The following is a 14,440-nucleotide window of genomic DNA, read 5'->3' as shown; positions in this document are numbered from 1 at the left end:
GAGTCCTGAACCTTTTGCCTTTGACCTCATCTAACCCTATAACCGACAGGAAACTATAACAATGACAACAGATGTGCAGTCAAATAATAGTCGGGTAGAGCAATTTCTCACCTTTCAACTTGCAGACGAAGCGTATGGCGTTGAGATTTTAAAAGTGCAAGAGATTCGGGGCTGGGAAGCTGTTCGCGTGATACCGAATACGCCGGCTTTTGTTAAAGGCGTATTGAATTTACGCGGCTCCGTGGTGCCTATCATAGATTTACGGGAACGGTTTTCGCTGGAGCATTGCGAATATTCTCCAAAAACGGTCGTTATTGTCCTTTGTGTTGAACACGGCCCAAACCAGTTTGTCATGGGCATAGTCGCTGATGCGGTTTCTGATGTACTGGATATTAATTTGGCAGACATCAAAAAAGCCCCAAACTTCGGTTCAAAAATTGATACGCGCTACATGCGAGGTATGCATGTGTATAAGAAAAGGATGATTATGCTCTTGGACGTTGATAAATTGCTCAATCCCGATGAGGTTGAGGATATTGACAGTTTGGTATGACAGGTGAGAATTGTTGCAATAATTAATCAGAAAGGTGGTGTTGGCAAGACGACAACTACGGCAAATTTATGTCATGCCATTGCAGAGTCGGGGTTAAAAGTTACCGCAATTGATCTTGATCCGCAAGGCCATTTAGCCGTTTCTTTTGGTGTTACAGGCCAGAATAATGGAGGCATTGATGAAGTCATGCTTAAACAGAAAGGGATTCGGCAGCAGCTTATTTCCGTCAGGGATAATCTGCAATTAATTACATCAGGATCAAGGCTTAAGGACATTGAGCAATTAGCCGACAATAACTCGCCTCGCGGTGTTTTATTAAAAAATGCCTTGAATGGATGTCTTAATGATCAGGACTTTGTTTTTATTGATTGTCCACCGTCTTCAGGATTGTTGGTTGCGAACGCATTAATTGCAGCTGACGAAATTTTGATCCCTATGGCCAGTGATTTTCTAGCGTTGCAAGGGTTATCTCATCTAATGAGTACGATTAAGAGATTTGAAAAAGCTTTAAAAAGAAATTATAAAACATTATTGGTGATGTCGCGCTATTCGCCAGACAGACGAATATCGAGTCAGGTGCTAAATGTTTTGCTTACGCATTTTCCTGAGCAAATATTAGCAACAGTCATTAGAGAAACGGCATTGCTTGCAGAATGCCCTAGCTTTGGCAAAACCATTTTAGAGTATAGTCCGAAAAGTCGTTCGGCAAGGGATTTTCGTAGCCTTGCTCTTGATTTTCTTGAAGACAAGGTGATGTATGGCAATAAGTGAAGAAAACAATTTAATCGGGTACGATCCTTTAGCATGGATGGAAGGCAATGCCGATAAAAATGATGATACAAGCAATAACGAATTTTGTGACAGCAATAGTCAATCGGAAGAACAGCAATTAATTGATGATTCAGATAATTCGACGGTAAGCCCCGAAGAAATTGCAATTTCAAATGGCACTCAAGAGGATGAATTAGTTATAGATGAAATTGAGAGCGAAAATAATAGCGTTTTGGTAGAAGAAATGGCTGACGACTACATGGATGCGAGTAGTGTAGCGATGCAGGGAGCAGTTGCCGACGAGTTTGTATCAGCGGGAATGGATGAGGGCATATGTGATTTAGACGCTACCCTGACTATTCAGCATGTCGTCAAGTTACACGAAAAGCTGAAAAATTTATTGGCCATGCATGATGAAATCGAAATAAATGCATCTGACGTATCATCAATAGATACAGCCACTTTGCAGCTACTGGTTTCATTGAAAAAAGATGCGGTTAAGCTGCAAAAGAGAGTAACCATTATTTATCCATCCCCACGATTTGTTGAGTCTGCCCAGTTGCTGGGTTTGCTGGACGTGCTCGACGTTCATGACACGTGATTTTTGACGGACGGGAAATAGTTTAAAGATGGCCATTGTTGAGAAGGATCGCGAATTTAAATTCACTGCAGATGACTTTAATTTTTTAAGAAAATTGTCCAATGAGCATTCAGGTATTCAGGTTCCTGATGAAAGATTTGATATGTTCTATTCCAGGCTCTCCAAGCGGGTAAGGAAACTTGGGTTGGCAAATTTTAGGGAATATTGTCAGTATCTTAAAGACCACCCGGATAACGAGTTTACAGAGTTTATCAACGCCATAACAACCAATCTAACCGCTTTTTTTCGGGAAAGACATCATTTTGATTATGTCCGTGATGTTGTTATTCCGGAAGTCTTGATCAGGAATAAAACCTCCAGGCAAATCAGGGTGTGGTCTGCCGGTTGTTCTACGGGTGAAGAGCCTTACTCTTTAGCGATTACCTTATTGGAAAATGTACCCGCTGACTGGGATATTAAGATTTTAGCAACTGATTTGGATACTCATGTTTTACAAACAGCATCGAACGGTATCTACACGGAAGATCGCGTTAATGATCTGTCAGAAGACATGCTTAAACGATGGTTTATGCGAGGTAAATCAGCACAGTCCGGTCAAGTAAGAGTCAGGTCTCAATTACAACAAATTATTCAGTTTAAGCAATTGAATTTAATGCAGGATTGGCCGATGAAATGCCATTTTGATTTTATTTTTTGTCGTAATGTTCTTATATACTTTGATCGTGAAACCAAGACCTTGCTCGCGAAAAGATATGCTCAAATGTTGTCTAGTCGGTCATGGTTATTTATTGGACATTCAGAATCATTAAATCAGCTTTCAAATGAGTTTGAGTTAGTTGCATGTACCAGTTACCGGAAAAAAACCTAAATACTCATGAGTGCTAGCAATGATATTGGCCTACCTTCCATCGACGGTTTTGAACACATTAACCGATATGTAGATAAAGAGCGTGGCATGATTGCCGCAAAGATCTTGCCCGGTGAATACTATGTCACTCAGGAAGATGAATTGATTGCAACGGTATTAGGATCTTGTATATCGGCCTGTGTTCGGGACAAGGTGTCTGGTTTGGGCGGGATGAATCATTTTATGTTGCCGGAAACTACAGCCGATAAACTAAAACAAGGTAATGAGGCGGTGGTTGGTAATGCAACCCGCTATGGAAATTTTGCGATGGAACATTTAATTAATACTATTCTCAGTAATGGAGGTAAAAGAAAAAACCTGGAAGTTAAAGTGTTTGGCGGCGGTAAAATCATTCCAACCTTGACTGATATAGGTCTTAAAAATATTGACTTTATCTTGGAGTATATCGATACAGAAGGCCTGGCTCTGTTATCCCAGGACTTGGGGGATATTTATCCCAGGAAAATAATTTACTTTCCTAAAACAGGTAAGGTCGGAATGAAAAAAATCAAAGATTTACATAATGAGACCATTATAAGAAGAGAGCAGCAGTACTTTAACAATATTAAAAATGCACCTGTTGAAGGTGAGGTCGAGCTTTTTTAAGAGTATGCAATGAGTAAAATTCGTGTATTGATTATTGATGATTCATTGTTAATCAGAAAGGTACTGACTGAGATTTTAAATTTGTCTCCGGATATTGAGGTAGTTGGCGCTGCCGAAGATCCTCTTATTGCCCGAGAGATGATTAAGGCATTAAATCCTGATGTATTGACCTTGGATATTGAAATGCCGCGTATGGACGGAATAACCTTTTTACGTAACTTGATGCGCCTCCGGCCTATGCCGGTTGTGATGATTTCAGCGCTCACAGAAAGTAATGCTGAAGTTACGTTAACTGCTCTGGAGTTGGGCGCCGTAGACTTTATAGCTAAACCAACAATGGATGTAGAAAACGCATTAAATGACTATGCCGATGACATTATTACCAAGGTAATAGTCGCGTCAAAAGCTAATATTAGAAGACTTGAATAATGAAGTCTGCAATCAGAAATTCTGGAGCGGTAGCACGGGGAAGACTTGTGCATGTCGCGAACTCCAGTAATGATGGAATCGCTTAAAATTAAAGTGGTAACAATCGACATTAAACATGCACCTATTGACGGTGATCGTGGACTTCTTTTAGAGTGGACTTATGGGTAAGATACGCGTATTGGTTATTGATGATTCAGCATTAATTAGGAAAATACTGACTGAAGTTTTAAGTTCGTCACCCGATATTGAAGTTGTCGGTGCAGCAGCAGATCCTCTTATTGCCCGAGAGATGATTAAGCAATTAAATCCGGACGTATTGACGCTGGATATTGAAATGCCGCACATGGACGGGATAACCTTCTTGAGCAACTTGATGCGCTTAAGGCCTACACCGGTTGTAATGATCTCTACGCTGACTGAACATGGTGCCGAAGCGACTTTAAATGCTCTGGCGCTAGGTGCGGTCGATTTTATTGCCAAACCCAGAGTTGATGTTGTCAATACGCTGAATGAGTATGCCGAGGAGATTATTTCCAAAGTTATCGGCGCTGCCCAGGCTAAAGTCGGCAATATTTACAATAGAGCAATCAAGCCTAAAAGTCCTGTCGCAACCGTTGCTGATGTTTCAGAAAAACACTCAGTTGATGTGATTCTTAAAGCCGCGCCGATAAAAACGTCTGTTAGTTCCACCAGTAAGATAATTGTCTTGGGCGCCTCAACGGGAGGAACAGAGGCCATTAAAGCGGTTGTTAAAGGCTTCCCGGCAGATACCCCGCCTATTTTAATAACCCAACATTTACCCGCTGCATTTAGTGCATCATTTGTCCGTCATGTTGACCTTGCAACGGAAATGTCAGCTTGTATTCCCAAGCATGGTCAGACGATTGAGCCGGGTAATATTTATCTTTCACCTGGAGACAGGCACATGCTGGTGATTAGAGACGGAGGTAAATATATTATTCAGTTGAGCGATGGATTGCCTGTCAATCGTCATAAACCTTCCGTTGATGTGCTGTTTCGTTCAGCTGCTCAATGTGCCGGGGCTAATGCCATAGCCGTATTATTAACAGGCATGGGCGCTGACGGAGCCATGGGTATGAAAGAAATGCATGATGCGGGTGCCAAAACAGTTATTCAGGATGAACAAACCAGTGTGGTTTGGGGTATGCCGGGTGCTGCATTTAAGTTAGGTTGCACTGATTATGTGGTATCGTTAGAAGAAGTTTCGAGTAAAGTTTTAAGCTTAGTTAAGCCTAGCAGTGTGAGCAAAGTTAACTAGAATATACGCTGATAAGGCTCTTTGATAATATCTTACTCGCTCTTTTCGGATGAAGCCGGCAACGTTTCCTTATAAAGGTATATTTCAGCATAAATTACCTTAACAGGGTAAGAATGTATTTCGCCATGTACAGAATTTAAAAAAATATTATTTCTCACGCTGTGTAATTAAATATGACTAATCAGACTAAATCACAATTTGTTGCGGTAGCTTCCATTACCTCGGAGTTAAGTGCAGTCATGGTGGTGGCCAAGGAAATATCATTAGCAGCGGCCAATGCCAAGGCTATTGCATTTAGGGCGGGAGATAAGGCGAAAGGATTTCAGCCGATTACCGACTTTATTAATGAATTAGCTAAAGAAACAATTGAATTGGTTACCGATATCAATATACATGCACTGGTGTTATATCGATTAACTGTCAATGAATTCCAAAAAACGACTGCTTATAATAAATTTGAGTTGGCTGCAAAAATGGCTGGAGATGCTGTTTACGCTAATACGATGCAGGAGCCATTGGATAATGCAAGGCTTTCGATGCAAGATTGCCAGAGACAGTTTAAACGGGATGTCTCGCAACTGTTAGGGCAACTTGAAGCGGTGATGCATCATGCCCGTGCTGCGCGGGTTATCGCCGCAAACTCAAGAATTGAAGCATCACAGGCGGGTGAATATTTACAGAGTTTGCAAGCCGTTGCCGAAAGTGTAGATAAAGCTGCACATACTATTCACGATAATGTGCAGCGTTGCAGAATTGCATTATCCATTTATCGCAATAACTAAATAGCGGCTAACCAACAGAGGGCCTTGTTTTTCTATGAAAATGACCAAGATTTATGAAGGATCGCACCAATGGATTATGTTCGGAAGGGATGAGAATAAACCCGGAAATATAATTGATACCAACCAATATGCAGTACGCACAGCTAACCGCTGCCTGCTTTTAGATCCGGGAGGCGCGGAGCTGTTTGCGCCGATGATGGCAGCGGTATTGCATCATGCCCCTGTGGATCAAATTACGGATCTGTTCGCTTCGCATCAGGATCCTGACGTGATTTCATCGCTGGGTTTGTGGGATCAAGCTTTAACAAATGCCAAGCTCCATGCGCCGGCTATTTGGGAAGGATTTTTGCGGCATTACAGCTGTGAATCAATAGAATATGTGCCTATTCCGGATAGTGGTGGAACCATTAAGCTGGATTCTGTGGAATTGCAGATTATTCCTGCTCATTATTTGCACTCATCCGGCAATTTTCATGTCTATGACCCGCAGGCTAAAATTTTGATGACAGGAGATGTCGGAGCAGCTTTTGAAGCGCCCTATGCTCCTGTGTTTGTTGATAATTTTGCTGCACATGTTGAAAAGATGCGTTATTGGCATCAACGATGGATGCCGTCAAACCAGGCAAAAAGAGTCTGGATTGAACGGGTAAGAAATTTGGATATAGATATTTTGGCTCCACAGCATGGACGGATGTTTAAAGGGGATGATGTCAAACGGTTTTTAGACTGGTTTGATGCATTACAGGTAGGTATTGCTGTTTAATCAATTTCAACCTGTTGAAGTCAACAATAAATTTAAAAAAAGGGGGAGCCTAATAGATTTAGGCTCCCCTTACCAAGAGAAGGTAAGTAAGAGCGCATATTGATATGCTATCAATGCAAGGGCAGAATGATAATGTGACATATTGTCACAGATGAGTAGTAGGGTTATTTTTCTAGGCTGTTGAATTGAATATATAAAAGCTGATTAATAACCTAGATGCATCAATAAATAAGCATTCTATTAAGGAGTTATGATGTCAGAGCAAGCAAACTATATCCGCTGGTTTAGTGAATTAACGATTGACGATGTCCCTCTCGTAGGCGGCAAGAATGCCTCGTTAGGTGAAATGTACAGGGAATTAACGGCACAAGGCATCCAGATTCCAAACGGTTTTGCCGTAACCGCTGAAGCTTACCGTTATATACTGGAGCACACGCATAGCTGGGATGCGCTGCACCAGGCATTGGATGACTTGAATCCCGACGATGTCACCGATCTTGCCAAACGTGCACGTAAAGCGAGGGAGATAGTCTACGCCGCGCGATTTCCTGAAGACCTTGAGCAGCAAATTATCGAGGCTTTCAAACAATTAAAACAGCAGTATGGCGATGATTTAAGCGTTGCCGTGCGCAGTTCCGCCACCGCCGAAGACTTGCCGACTGCCAGTTTTGCCGGACAACAGGATACTTACCTGAATATACGCGGCGACCAAGCCTTGCTCGACTCCTGCAAACGCTGTTTTGCCAGTCTGTTCACCGACCGCGCGATACATTACCGCATCGATCAAGGCTTTGATCATTTCAAGCTGGCTTTATCGATAGGCATTATGAAAATGGTGCGCTCGGACCTGGATGCCAGCGGCGTGATGTTTTCGCTGGATACCGAGTCGGGATTCAGCGATGTGGTGTTTATTACCGGCGCATACGGCTTGGGTGAAAATGTCGTGCAAGGCGCAGTAGACCCTGACGAGTTTTATGTGCACAAGCCCACTTTTGAGCAGGGGCATCGGGCGGTGTTAAGACGCACTTTGGGCGCGAAGAAAATAAAAATGGTTTACAGCGATGGGCGCACCCGTGAACCTACCCGCAATATTGTGACCTCTGGAGAAGAACGGAACCGCTTTTGCATTAACGATGCCGATATTTTAACCCTAGCCGACTACGCCATTAAAATAGAGAAACATTACAGCGCCAAAGCGGGCCAGGCCAAACCGATGGATATCGAATGGGCGAAAGACGGTCTTGACGGTACGCTTTATATCGTTCAGGCGCGCCCGGAAACTGTGGTTTCCCAATTGCGCGGCATGGTTTTGGAGCAATACAGCCTTAAAAGTAAAGCAGAACCGATAGTTACCGGGCATGCGGTGGGCAGCAAGATTGCCAATGGCAATGCGCGGATTATTGATAAAGTCGAGCAGTTAAACACTTTTAACGCCGGTGATGTGCTGGTTGCCGATATGACGACGCCGGATTGGGAGCCGGTCATGAAAATGGCTTCGGCGATAGTCACTAACCGTGGCGGACGCACCTGTCATGCGGCGATTATCTCGCGTGAACTGGGCGTTCCGGCCGTCGTCGGTTGCGACAATGCCACGACGATGATTAAAAACAATAGCCCGGTCACGGTATCGTGCGCCGAAGGTGATGTCGGCAAAGTCTATTCCGGCATGCTCGATTTCGATATTAAAACCACCGACTTGTCGGATCTGCAACACCCGAAAACCAAAATCATGCTCAATATCGGCAATCCCGAACTGGCCTTTAAAGCCAGCTTCCTGCCCAATGACGGCGTGGGTTTGGCGCGGATGGAATTTATCATCACCGAATACATCAAGGCGCATCCTATGGCGCTGATCCACCCGGAGAAAGTGCAGGATGCCGCTGAGCGGGGACAGCTGGACCAGTTGACACGCAATTATGCTAGCGCTGAAGATTACTTCGTGCAGAAACTGTCGGAAGGCGTGGGCACCATTGCCGCCGCGTTTTATCCGAAACCCGTCGTCGTGCGCATGTCGGATTTTAAAACCAATGAATACGCCACCTTGCTCGGCGGCAGCTGGTTTGAGTTTGACGAAGCCAATCCGATGATCGGTTTTCGCGGCGCGTCGCGTTACATCCATCCCGCGTATGCAGAAGGTTTTGCGCTGGAATGCAAGGCGATGAAACGGGTGCGCGATGAGATGGGCTTAGCCAATGTCATTTTGATGATACCGTTTTGCCGCCGTGTACAGGAAGCCGAACGTGTCCTCGACTACATGGCGCAGCTGGGTTTGAAACGCGGCGAGCAGGGACTGGAAATTTACGTGATGTGCGAGATTCCCAATAACGTTATTCAAATTGACGCCTTCTCCCAATATTTTGATGGCTTTTCTATCGGCTCCAATGACTTGACCCAGCTTACCTTGGGTGTAGACAGGGACGCTGCGATCATCGCCGAAGATTTCGACGAACGCGATCCCGGCGTCAAGGAAATGATTCGTCTCGCCGTTGACGGTGCGCGGCGTAACGGCAAACATTGCGGACTTTGCGGTCAGGCGCCGTCCGACTATCCCGAGATGGCGGAATTTCTGGTGGAAATCGGTATAGACTCGATGAGCCTGAATCCCGATACCGTGTTGCAGACTACCCAGCTGGTATTGGAAACTGAACGGCGATTAAACCGGAAGTCGTAATAATTACCCTGTCAAAACATTCCAATATTTGTTTGTTGGACTAGAATAATTAGCATAGCGTTGGTTGTTTTATTGCAGGAGAAGACAAAATGAACATGAAAAATTACCGCCTGTTTTTATTGGGCTTTGTGACGGCCTCATTCGTTTTGCTAACCGGGTTTCAACAACCGGGCGTTAATAATGCGGTTTTAACAGAAAAACCGGCTGCATCGGTTAACGTAAAAAAAGTTCAGCTCAACGGCAAACAGAGTTCCGTTAAGTCAAAACATAAAAAAGCTATCATCAAGCCTTCAGTGCTGAGTGCCAACGATGATGCTGAGCTTCAAAAAATGCTGGATCTTACCATCCCATTTAAAATTTCTGAGGATGTTTGGTTGAAGAACGAACAAAACAAGATGAGTCAACGGGAATCGGCAAATTTGTTTGCAACTGGAAGGCAAAAAAAGCCAGGGTCTTTAGATTTAGAAGGACAGATGTTGATGTCGCAAGAGCCGGAAGTGGATAAACAAAAATCGCTGGATGGTGCAGGAATCGTTATCACTCTGGAGCGGTGATTTTAAAAAACGCCCTTAATCAGGTGTTTTTTTTGCGCTTTCATCCAAACATCAAATGCAGGCTGTGCAACTGTACCCGTCCGGCATGCGCTCTATTCGCATCAATCTGTGTGCTATTTTTCTAACGGTTGAAATTACTTGCCATCACCCGGCAGCATGACAACTCTGTTCCGGCCAGCGTTTTTTGCCTGATACATGGCTTGATCGGCGGTTTCGATCATGTCGGTGTAATCGGCATAACTCCGGCTATACAGGGATACGCCGATGCTAACCGTCAGGTTATGACCATAAAATCGTTGACTCATAATCTTGCCGCGGCGCTCAATTGCCGATCTTATGCGTTCGGCATAACCGTAAGCGCCGGTTTCATCGGTATTTTTAAGGACAAACAAAAATTCTTCTCCTCCATAGCGGCCGATGAAATCTCCGGGCCGGGTTAAGCTACGCAAAATATCGGCAACAATTTTTAAGGCATCATCGCCGGCCTGATGTCCGCAGCTGTCATTAAACAGTTTGAAATTGTCTATATCGATAAAGCCTATCGCGAGATTGGCCAGGGTAGACTCATCTTCTTGAAAAACAGCAGTCAGGAATTGGTTGACCATGCGTTTATTAAAAAGCTGGGTTAAATGATCGATCTGCGCGTTTTTTTTCTCCAGATGGTATTGTTTGGCATTAAAGATGGCGATGCCTAGTTCATAGGCAATGGGCTTGATTTCCGGCAGTAATTGTTCGCTCATCGGTTTTTTTGACAGCGAATTATCGGCATAAAGTACGCCGAGCAGCTTATTGTGATGTGCTACGGGGACGGCAATAAACTCGGTAGTCTTTAGATGTTGAATCATGGGGTTGTCCGGCTCTATTTTTGTATTGATGATGACGGCTTTTTTTTCGCGCAGACAGGTTAATAACAAACCGGAAAGGCTGTTGATATTGATTTCAAAGGCCGGCTGTTTGGTCGGTAATGTCGATTCCGGCCAGCCGTATGACGCGATCAGGCAGCGGCGCTTGGGGTCGATGGTGAACATGATGCTGCGGTCAAAAGAAAATTCGTCCTGTATGGCCTCCAGTGTGCGGGGAATAAAGTCATCAGGGTTAAGGCTGTGATGGGGCGCGGTTAAACAGGATGATAATTCAGGGGCTGTGACTAAAGCGTTATCCGGGCTTATCTGGCTTAGGTTAATGGTTGCCTTGACCAGCGTGGCCCGCAATGTAGTTAAGCTGGGCAGATGGATGTCGTAGAACTCTTGAGTGCTTTGCATGTCCTGATCAACCTGTTGTAGCAGGGCTTCAAGATTCAGTTGGTCAAGGTCAATCGTTTCGAGCACGGCGCGCTGTAAGGTTGGGTGGCTGTTACGTTGGGCAGACGAACCTATACCTTGTATCCAGGCTATGTAGTCTGCAAAGGAAACGATGGCGATTGCGGTGTTAAATTGTGCATGCGGCGATGCTTCGGCCGGCTGGTTATGGTGGAAAGCTACGATTGCCGTGATTGATGCCGGTAATTGCCATTCCAGACAAAAAATATGCCCCATCTCGGCATGGGTTATGCCGAAAAAGTTACGTTCTTCTTCTAACGTCGATTGTTGGTTATTGCCGATGGAAGCAATAAAATCACTGTAAGTTACGCGTCCGTGGGTTTCCAGAACGACTTTGCCTATATCGTGCAAAAGTCCTCCGGTATAAACCAGATCAGGATCCGGATAGTGAAGTGCGATGGCTATTCTTTTGCTTAATGAGGCTACATACAGGCAATGTTGCCAGAAAAATAACAAGTCGAATAGTTGCGATGGGTTTTGTTGTTTCAGTTTGTTATAAAACAGCAGGTTTAGTGCAAGTTGACGCACAATAGAAAATCCCAGCATAGTCACTGCGCGATTAGTGGAGGTTATTTTATTGGGTAAGGCATATGCGGCAGAATTAACCTGTCTTAGGATTTTTGCGGCGAGCACCGGTTCTGTTTCTATAATCCGGGATAGGTGGTCGATTCTGGCGTTGTCGTCATTGGTTAGATTTAATAACTTGATGGCGACGGAAGGTATCAGCTGAAAGTGTTTTATTTTATCCTTCAGAATTGCGCTAGCGGCTTTTTTCATGAGTTCGGTATCATCCGTGTCTTTGTCAGTCATGACATCTTCTCCAGTGGCTAGAGTTCCGTTCTTATGCGATAAACGAAATTGAGTAAATTTTATGGAAAATTGTTAGGCAATATCTTTAAGTATCGTTTTCATCATAACATCAAAAAACAGTCGACGCGGTTGCCAGGGGACAAAATTTTCTGAATACATAGTGATAGTTTACAATAGCGGCGAGTCAGTTCGCTCCTGCCGCTGGGGCGCAAGTAAACAGGATGTAAAACAATCAGATGAAAAAATTAAAATGCGCTGTTATCGGTACCGGTTATTTGGGCAAGTTTCACGCTGAAAAATATGCGTCATTGCCTGACTGCGAACTGGTTGCCGTCGTCGATATTAATGAGGCGGCGGCTAAAGACGTCGCTGAAAAACACGGCGCCATAGCGCTGACAGACTATCAATCCTTGTTAGGCGAAGTCGATGCAGTGAGTATTGTGGTGCCAACGACCTTGCATCATAAGGTATCCATGGATTTTCTCAATGCCGGTGCTCATGTGTTGGTTGAAAAGCCGATTACCGTGACGGTTGCAGAGGCCGATGAGTTGATCGCTATTGCCAGGGAAAAGAAGCTGATTTTGCAGGTCGGGCATCTGGAACGCTTTAACCCGGCGATATTGGGTCTGGACCAAGAAGAAAAACCGCTGTTTATTGAATCGCACCGGTTGGCGCCGTTTAATCCTCGCGCCAATGATGTCAGCGTCGTCCTGGATTTAATGATCCACGACATCGATATTATTCTAGCCCTGGTCGATTCCGAGGTGGAACGTATCGATGCCAGCGGTACCGCAGTGTTAACGCAAGGCACCGATATTGCCAATGCCCGGTTGAAATTTAAAAACGGTTGTGTGGCCAATGTGACGGCCAGCCGGATCAGCATGAAGATGGAGCGCAAAATGCGCATGTTCAGGCCGTGCTCCTACGTCTCTGTGGATTTCCAGAACCGGATCTTGACCAAACATCGCACCGGAAAAAAGGAAATGTTTCCCGGCATTCCGGAAATAGAAACCGAAGAATCCGTTTTTGAAAGCGGCGATGCGCTGCTGGAAGAAATCAAGCATTTCGTCAACTGCATTCGTACCGGTAGCAATCCGCTGGTTTCCGGTGTGGCGGGAAAGCGAGCACTGGAAACGGCGATACAAATTACCCGGTTATTGGGCGATAAATAACGGGTGCGGCATTGGTTTGTCGGGTTACGCGATAAAGCCGCTAACCCGACCTACGTCATTCAACTAAACAATAGGCAGTAAAAACATGATACCCATGGTAAACCTGAAGGCTCAATACGTTGAAATTAAAGATGAAATTGAGCGTGGACTGGCTGAAACAATCGAAAACTGTTCGTTTATATTAGGCCCCAATGTGCAGGCTTTTGAACAAGAAGCGGCCGATTATTTGGGCGTTAAACACGCCATTGCGGTGGCTTCGGGAACTGATGCGCTGCATCTGGCCTTGATTGCCGAAGGCATCGGTGCCGGCGATGAGGTGATTACCACCGCGTTCACCTTTATCGCGACGGCGGAAGCGATTAAATATGTCGGTGCGATTCCGGTTTTCGTCGATATAGATCCCAAGACGTTTAATATTTCGCCGGAAGCCATAGCCAAAGCGATCACACCAAAAACCAAAGCCGTCATGCCGGTGCATTTATTCGGTCAACCGGCCGACATGACCACTATTAAGCAATTATGCGACCGGCATAAGCTAAAACTCATTGAAGATTGCTGCCAGTCGTTTGGCGCGAGCATCAACGGCAAACAAACCGGTGCTATCGGTGATTCCGCCGGCTATAGTTTTTTTCCAAGCAAGAATCTGGGCGCGTTCGGCGATGGCGGTCTGGTGGTTACCAATTCCGACGAGACGGCGGCAAAACTTAAAATGTTGCATAATCATGGTTCGGATGTCCGTTATTACCATGATGTGATCGGCTATAACAGTCGTCTTGATGACATGCAGGCTGTGGTATTACGGGCCAAGTTGAAGCGTATCGACCAATACAATAAAGATCGTCGTCGCGTCGGACATTATTATTCGGAATTGCTGATCGATTTGCCGCTGACCACGCCGTTTGAAGACGGCCTGGGCGAGCACGTTTATCACCAGTACACGGTGTTATGTGACCGTCGCGATGAGCTGCTGAAAGCCTTGCAGGACAAGCAAATCGCCTGCGCCGTGTATTATCCGGTACCTTTACATCGGCAAAATGTGTTTAAACAGGAATATGCAGCCGTCAGCTTGCCGGTAACCGAATTTGTTGCGGCCAACTGCCTGTCATTGCCGATTTGTCCGTTCCTTGAGGGTGATTCAATCAGGGAGATAGTGGCGGTTATTCGGGACGTTTTGACAGCATGATTTGCATAATACTAAAGGTGCAGGTGGCCGTTAACGACCC

13 protein-coding genes and 1 pseudogene are annotated in these 14,440 nt (G+C 45.0%); 13 read left to right on the top strand and 1 reads right to left on the bottom strand.

The window, feature by feature from the left end:
- Positions 1-61: 61 nt before the first annotated feature.
- From RW114_RS03035 to RW114_RS02985, 11 genes and pseudogenes are all read left to right on the top strand, one after another.
- Positions 62-553 carry a chemotaxis protein CheW gene (locus RW114_RS03035; RefSeq protein WP_340121234.1) on the top strand — a complete coding sequence of 164 codons (492 nt, stop codon included), beginning with the start codon at positions 62-64 and terminating at the stop codon, positions 551-553.
- A 3-nt stretch (positions 554-556) separates the two neighbouring features.
- Positions 557-1,324 (top strand): ParA family protein, encoded by a 768-nt coding sequence (locus RW114_RS03030; RefSeq protein ID WP_340121233.1) that lies wholly within the window; start codon positions 557-559, stop codon positions 1,322-1,324.
- The gene (locus RW114_RS03025) at positions 1,311-1,925 is read left to right on the top strand and encodes an STAS domain-containing protein (protein WP_340121232.1); all 615 of its coding nucleotides are present in this window, start codon (positions 1,311-1,313) and stop codon (positions 1,923-1,925) included. The genes RW114_RS03030 and RW114_RS03025 overlap by 14 nt, the downstream gene beginning before the upstream one ends.
- Before the next feature lie 28 nt (positions 1,926-1,953).
- Complete coding sequence (locus tag RW114_RS03020) at positions 1,954-2,793, top strand: CheR family methyltransferase (protein ID WP_340121231.1); 840 nt, start codon at positions 1,954-1,956, stop codon at positions 2,791-2,793.
- A 6-nt stretch (positions 2,794-2,799) separates the two neighbouring features.
- Entirely contained in the window at positions 2,800-3,438 is a 639-nt protein-coding gene (gene cheD, locus RW114_RS03015) for a chemoreceptor glutamine deamidase CheD (RefSeq protein ID WP_340121230.1), read from the top strand.
- Between the two features lie 9 nt (positions 3,439-3,447).
- Positions 3,448-3,864, top strand: a pseudogene (locus tag RW114_RS03010) (response regulator); the annotation flags it as partial.
- Between the two features lie 163 nt (positions 3,865-4,027).
- Positions 4,028-5,146 carry a protein-glutamate methylesterase/protein-glutamine glutaminase gene (locus tag RW114_RS03005; RefSeq protein ID WP_340121228.1) on the top strand — a complete coding sequence of 373 codons (1,119 nt, stop codon included), beginning with the start codon at positions 4,028-4,030 and terminating at the stop codon, positions 5,144-5,146.
- Between the two features lie 173 nt (positions 5,147-5,319).
- Positions 5,320-5,928: a chemotaxis protein gene (locus tag RW114_RS03000; protein WP_340121227.1), complete on the top strand. Its 609-nt coding sequence runs from the start codon at positions 5,320-5,322 to the stop codon at positions 5,926-5,928.
- Positions 5,929-5,962: 34 nt separating this feature from the next.
- A complete protein-coding gene (locus RW114_RS02995; RefSeq protein WP_340121226.1) occupies positions 5,963-6,691 on the top strand; it encodes an oxygen-binding di-iron domain-containing protein in 729 nt (242 codons plus the stop codon).
- Positions 6,692-6,944: 253 nt separating this feature from the next.
- A complete protein-coding gene (ppsA, locus tag RW114_RS02990) occupies positions 6,945-9,362 on the top strand; it encodes a phosphoenolpyruvate synthase (RefSeq protein ID WP_340121225.1) in 2,418 nt (805 codons plus the stop codon).
- Between the two features lie 89 nt (positions 9,363-9,451).
- On the top strand, positions 9,452-9,916 hold the full coding sequence (locus RW114_RS02985; protein WP_340121224.1) for a hypothetical protein: 465 nt from the start codon (positions 9,452-9,454) through the stop codon (positions 9,914-9,916).
- A 134-nt stretch (positions 9,917-10,050) separates the two neighbouring features.
- Here the strand turns inward: RW114_RS02985 and RW114_RS02980 are convergent, their stop codons facing one another.
- On the bottom strand, positions 10,051-12,045 hold the full coding sequence (locus RW114_RS02980; protein ID WP_340121223.1) for an HDOD domain-containing protein: 1,995 nt from the start codon (positions 12,043-12,045) through the stop codon (positions 10,051-10,053).
- Between the two features lie 236 nt (positions 12,046-12,281).
- On the opposite strand from RW114_RS02980, the gene RW114_RS02975 reads away from it, so the two are divergent.
- Together RW114_RS02975 and RW114_RS02970 are read left to right on the top strand one after the other, a co-directional pair.
- Positions 12,282-13,217: a Gfo/Idh/MocA family oxidoreductase gene (locus RW114_RS02975; RefSeq protein ID WP_340121222.1), complete on the top strand. Its 936-nt coding sequence runs from the start codon at positions 12,282-12,284 to the stop codon at positions 13,215-13,217.
- Between the two features lie 85 nt (positions 13,218-13,302).
- A complete protein-coding gene (locus RW114_RS02970; protein WP_340121221.1) occupies positions 13,303-14,400 on the top strand; it encodes a DegT/DnrJ/EryC1/StrS family aminotransferase in 1,098 nt (365 codons plus the stop codon).
- Positions 14,401-14,440: the final 40 nt, after the last annotated feature.

The sequence above is a fragment of the Methylobacter svalbardensis genome (assembly GCF_037671525.1).
Taxonomy (GTDB): domain Bacteria; phylum Pseudomonadota; class Gammaproteobacteria; order Methylococcales; family Methylomonadaceae; genus Methylobacter_A; species Methylobacter_A svalbardensis.
This window is presented reverse-complemented; position numbering and strand designations above follow the sequence as displayed.

What these genes read in the sequence shown, in the direction of transcription:
- RW114_RS03035 (WP_340121234.1), top strand. Translation starts at nt 62, where the DNA reads ATGACAACAGATGTGCAGTCAAATAATAGTCGGGTAGAGCAATTTCTC.
- RW114_RS03025 (WP_340121232.1), top strand. Translation starts at nt 1,311, where the DNA reads ATGGCAATAAGTGAAGAAAACAATTTAATCGGGTACGATCCTTTAGCA.
- RW114_RS03020 (WP_340121231.1), top strand. Translation starts at nt 1,954, where the DNA reads ATGGCCATTGTTGAGAAGGATCGCGAATTTAAATTCACTGCAGATGAC.
- cheD (WP_340121230.1), top strand. Translation starts at nt 2,800, where the DNA reads ATGAGTGCTAGCAATGATATTGGCCTACCTTCCATCGACGGTTTTGAA.
- RW114_RS03005 (WP_340121228.1), top strand. Translation starts at nt 4,028, where the DNA reads ATGGGTAAGATACGCGTATTGGTTATTGATGATTCAGCATTAATTAGG.
- RW114_RS03000 (WP_340121227.1), top strand. Translation starts at nt 5,320, where the DNA reads ATGACTAATCAGACTAAATCACAATTTGTTGCGGTAGCTTCCATTACC.
- RW114_RS02995 (WP_340121226.1), top strand. Translation starts at nt 5,963, where the DNA reads ATGAAAATGACCAAGATTTATGAAGGATCGCACCAATGGATTATGTTC.
- ppsA (WP_340121225.1), top strand. Translation starts at nt 6,945, where the DNA reads ATGTCAGAGCAAGCAAACTATATCCGCTGGTTTAGTGAATTAACGATT.
- RW114_RS02985 (WP_340121224.1), top strand. Translation starts at nt 9,452, where the DNA reads ATGAACATGAAAAATTACCGCCTGTTTTTATTGGGCTTTGTGACGGCC.
- RW114_RS02980 (WP_340121223.1), bottom strand. Translation starts at nt 12,045, where the DNA reads ATGACTGACAAAGACACGGATGATACCGAACTCATGAAAAAAGCCGCT.
- RW114_RS02975 (WP_340121222.1), top strand. Translation starts at nt 12,282, where the DNA reads ATGAAAAAATTAAAATGCGCTGTTATCGGTACCGGTTATTTGGGCAAG.
- RW114_RS02970 (WP_340121221.1), top strand. Translation starts at nt 13,303, where the DNA reads ATGATACCCATGGTAAACCTGAAGGCTCAATACGTTGAAATTAAAGAT.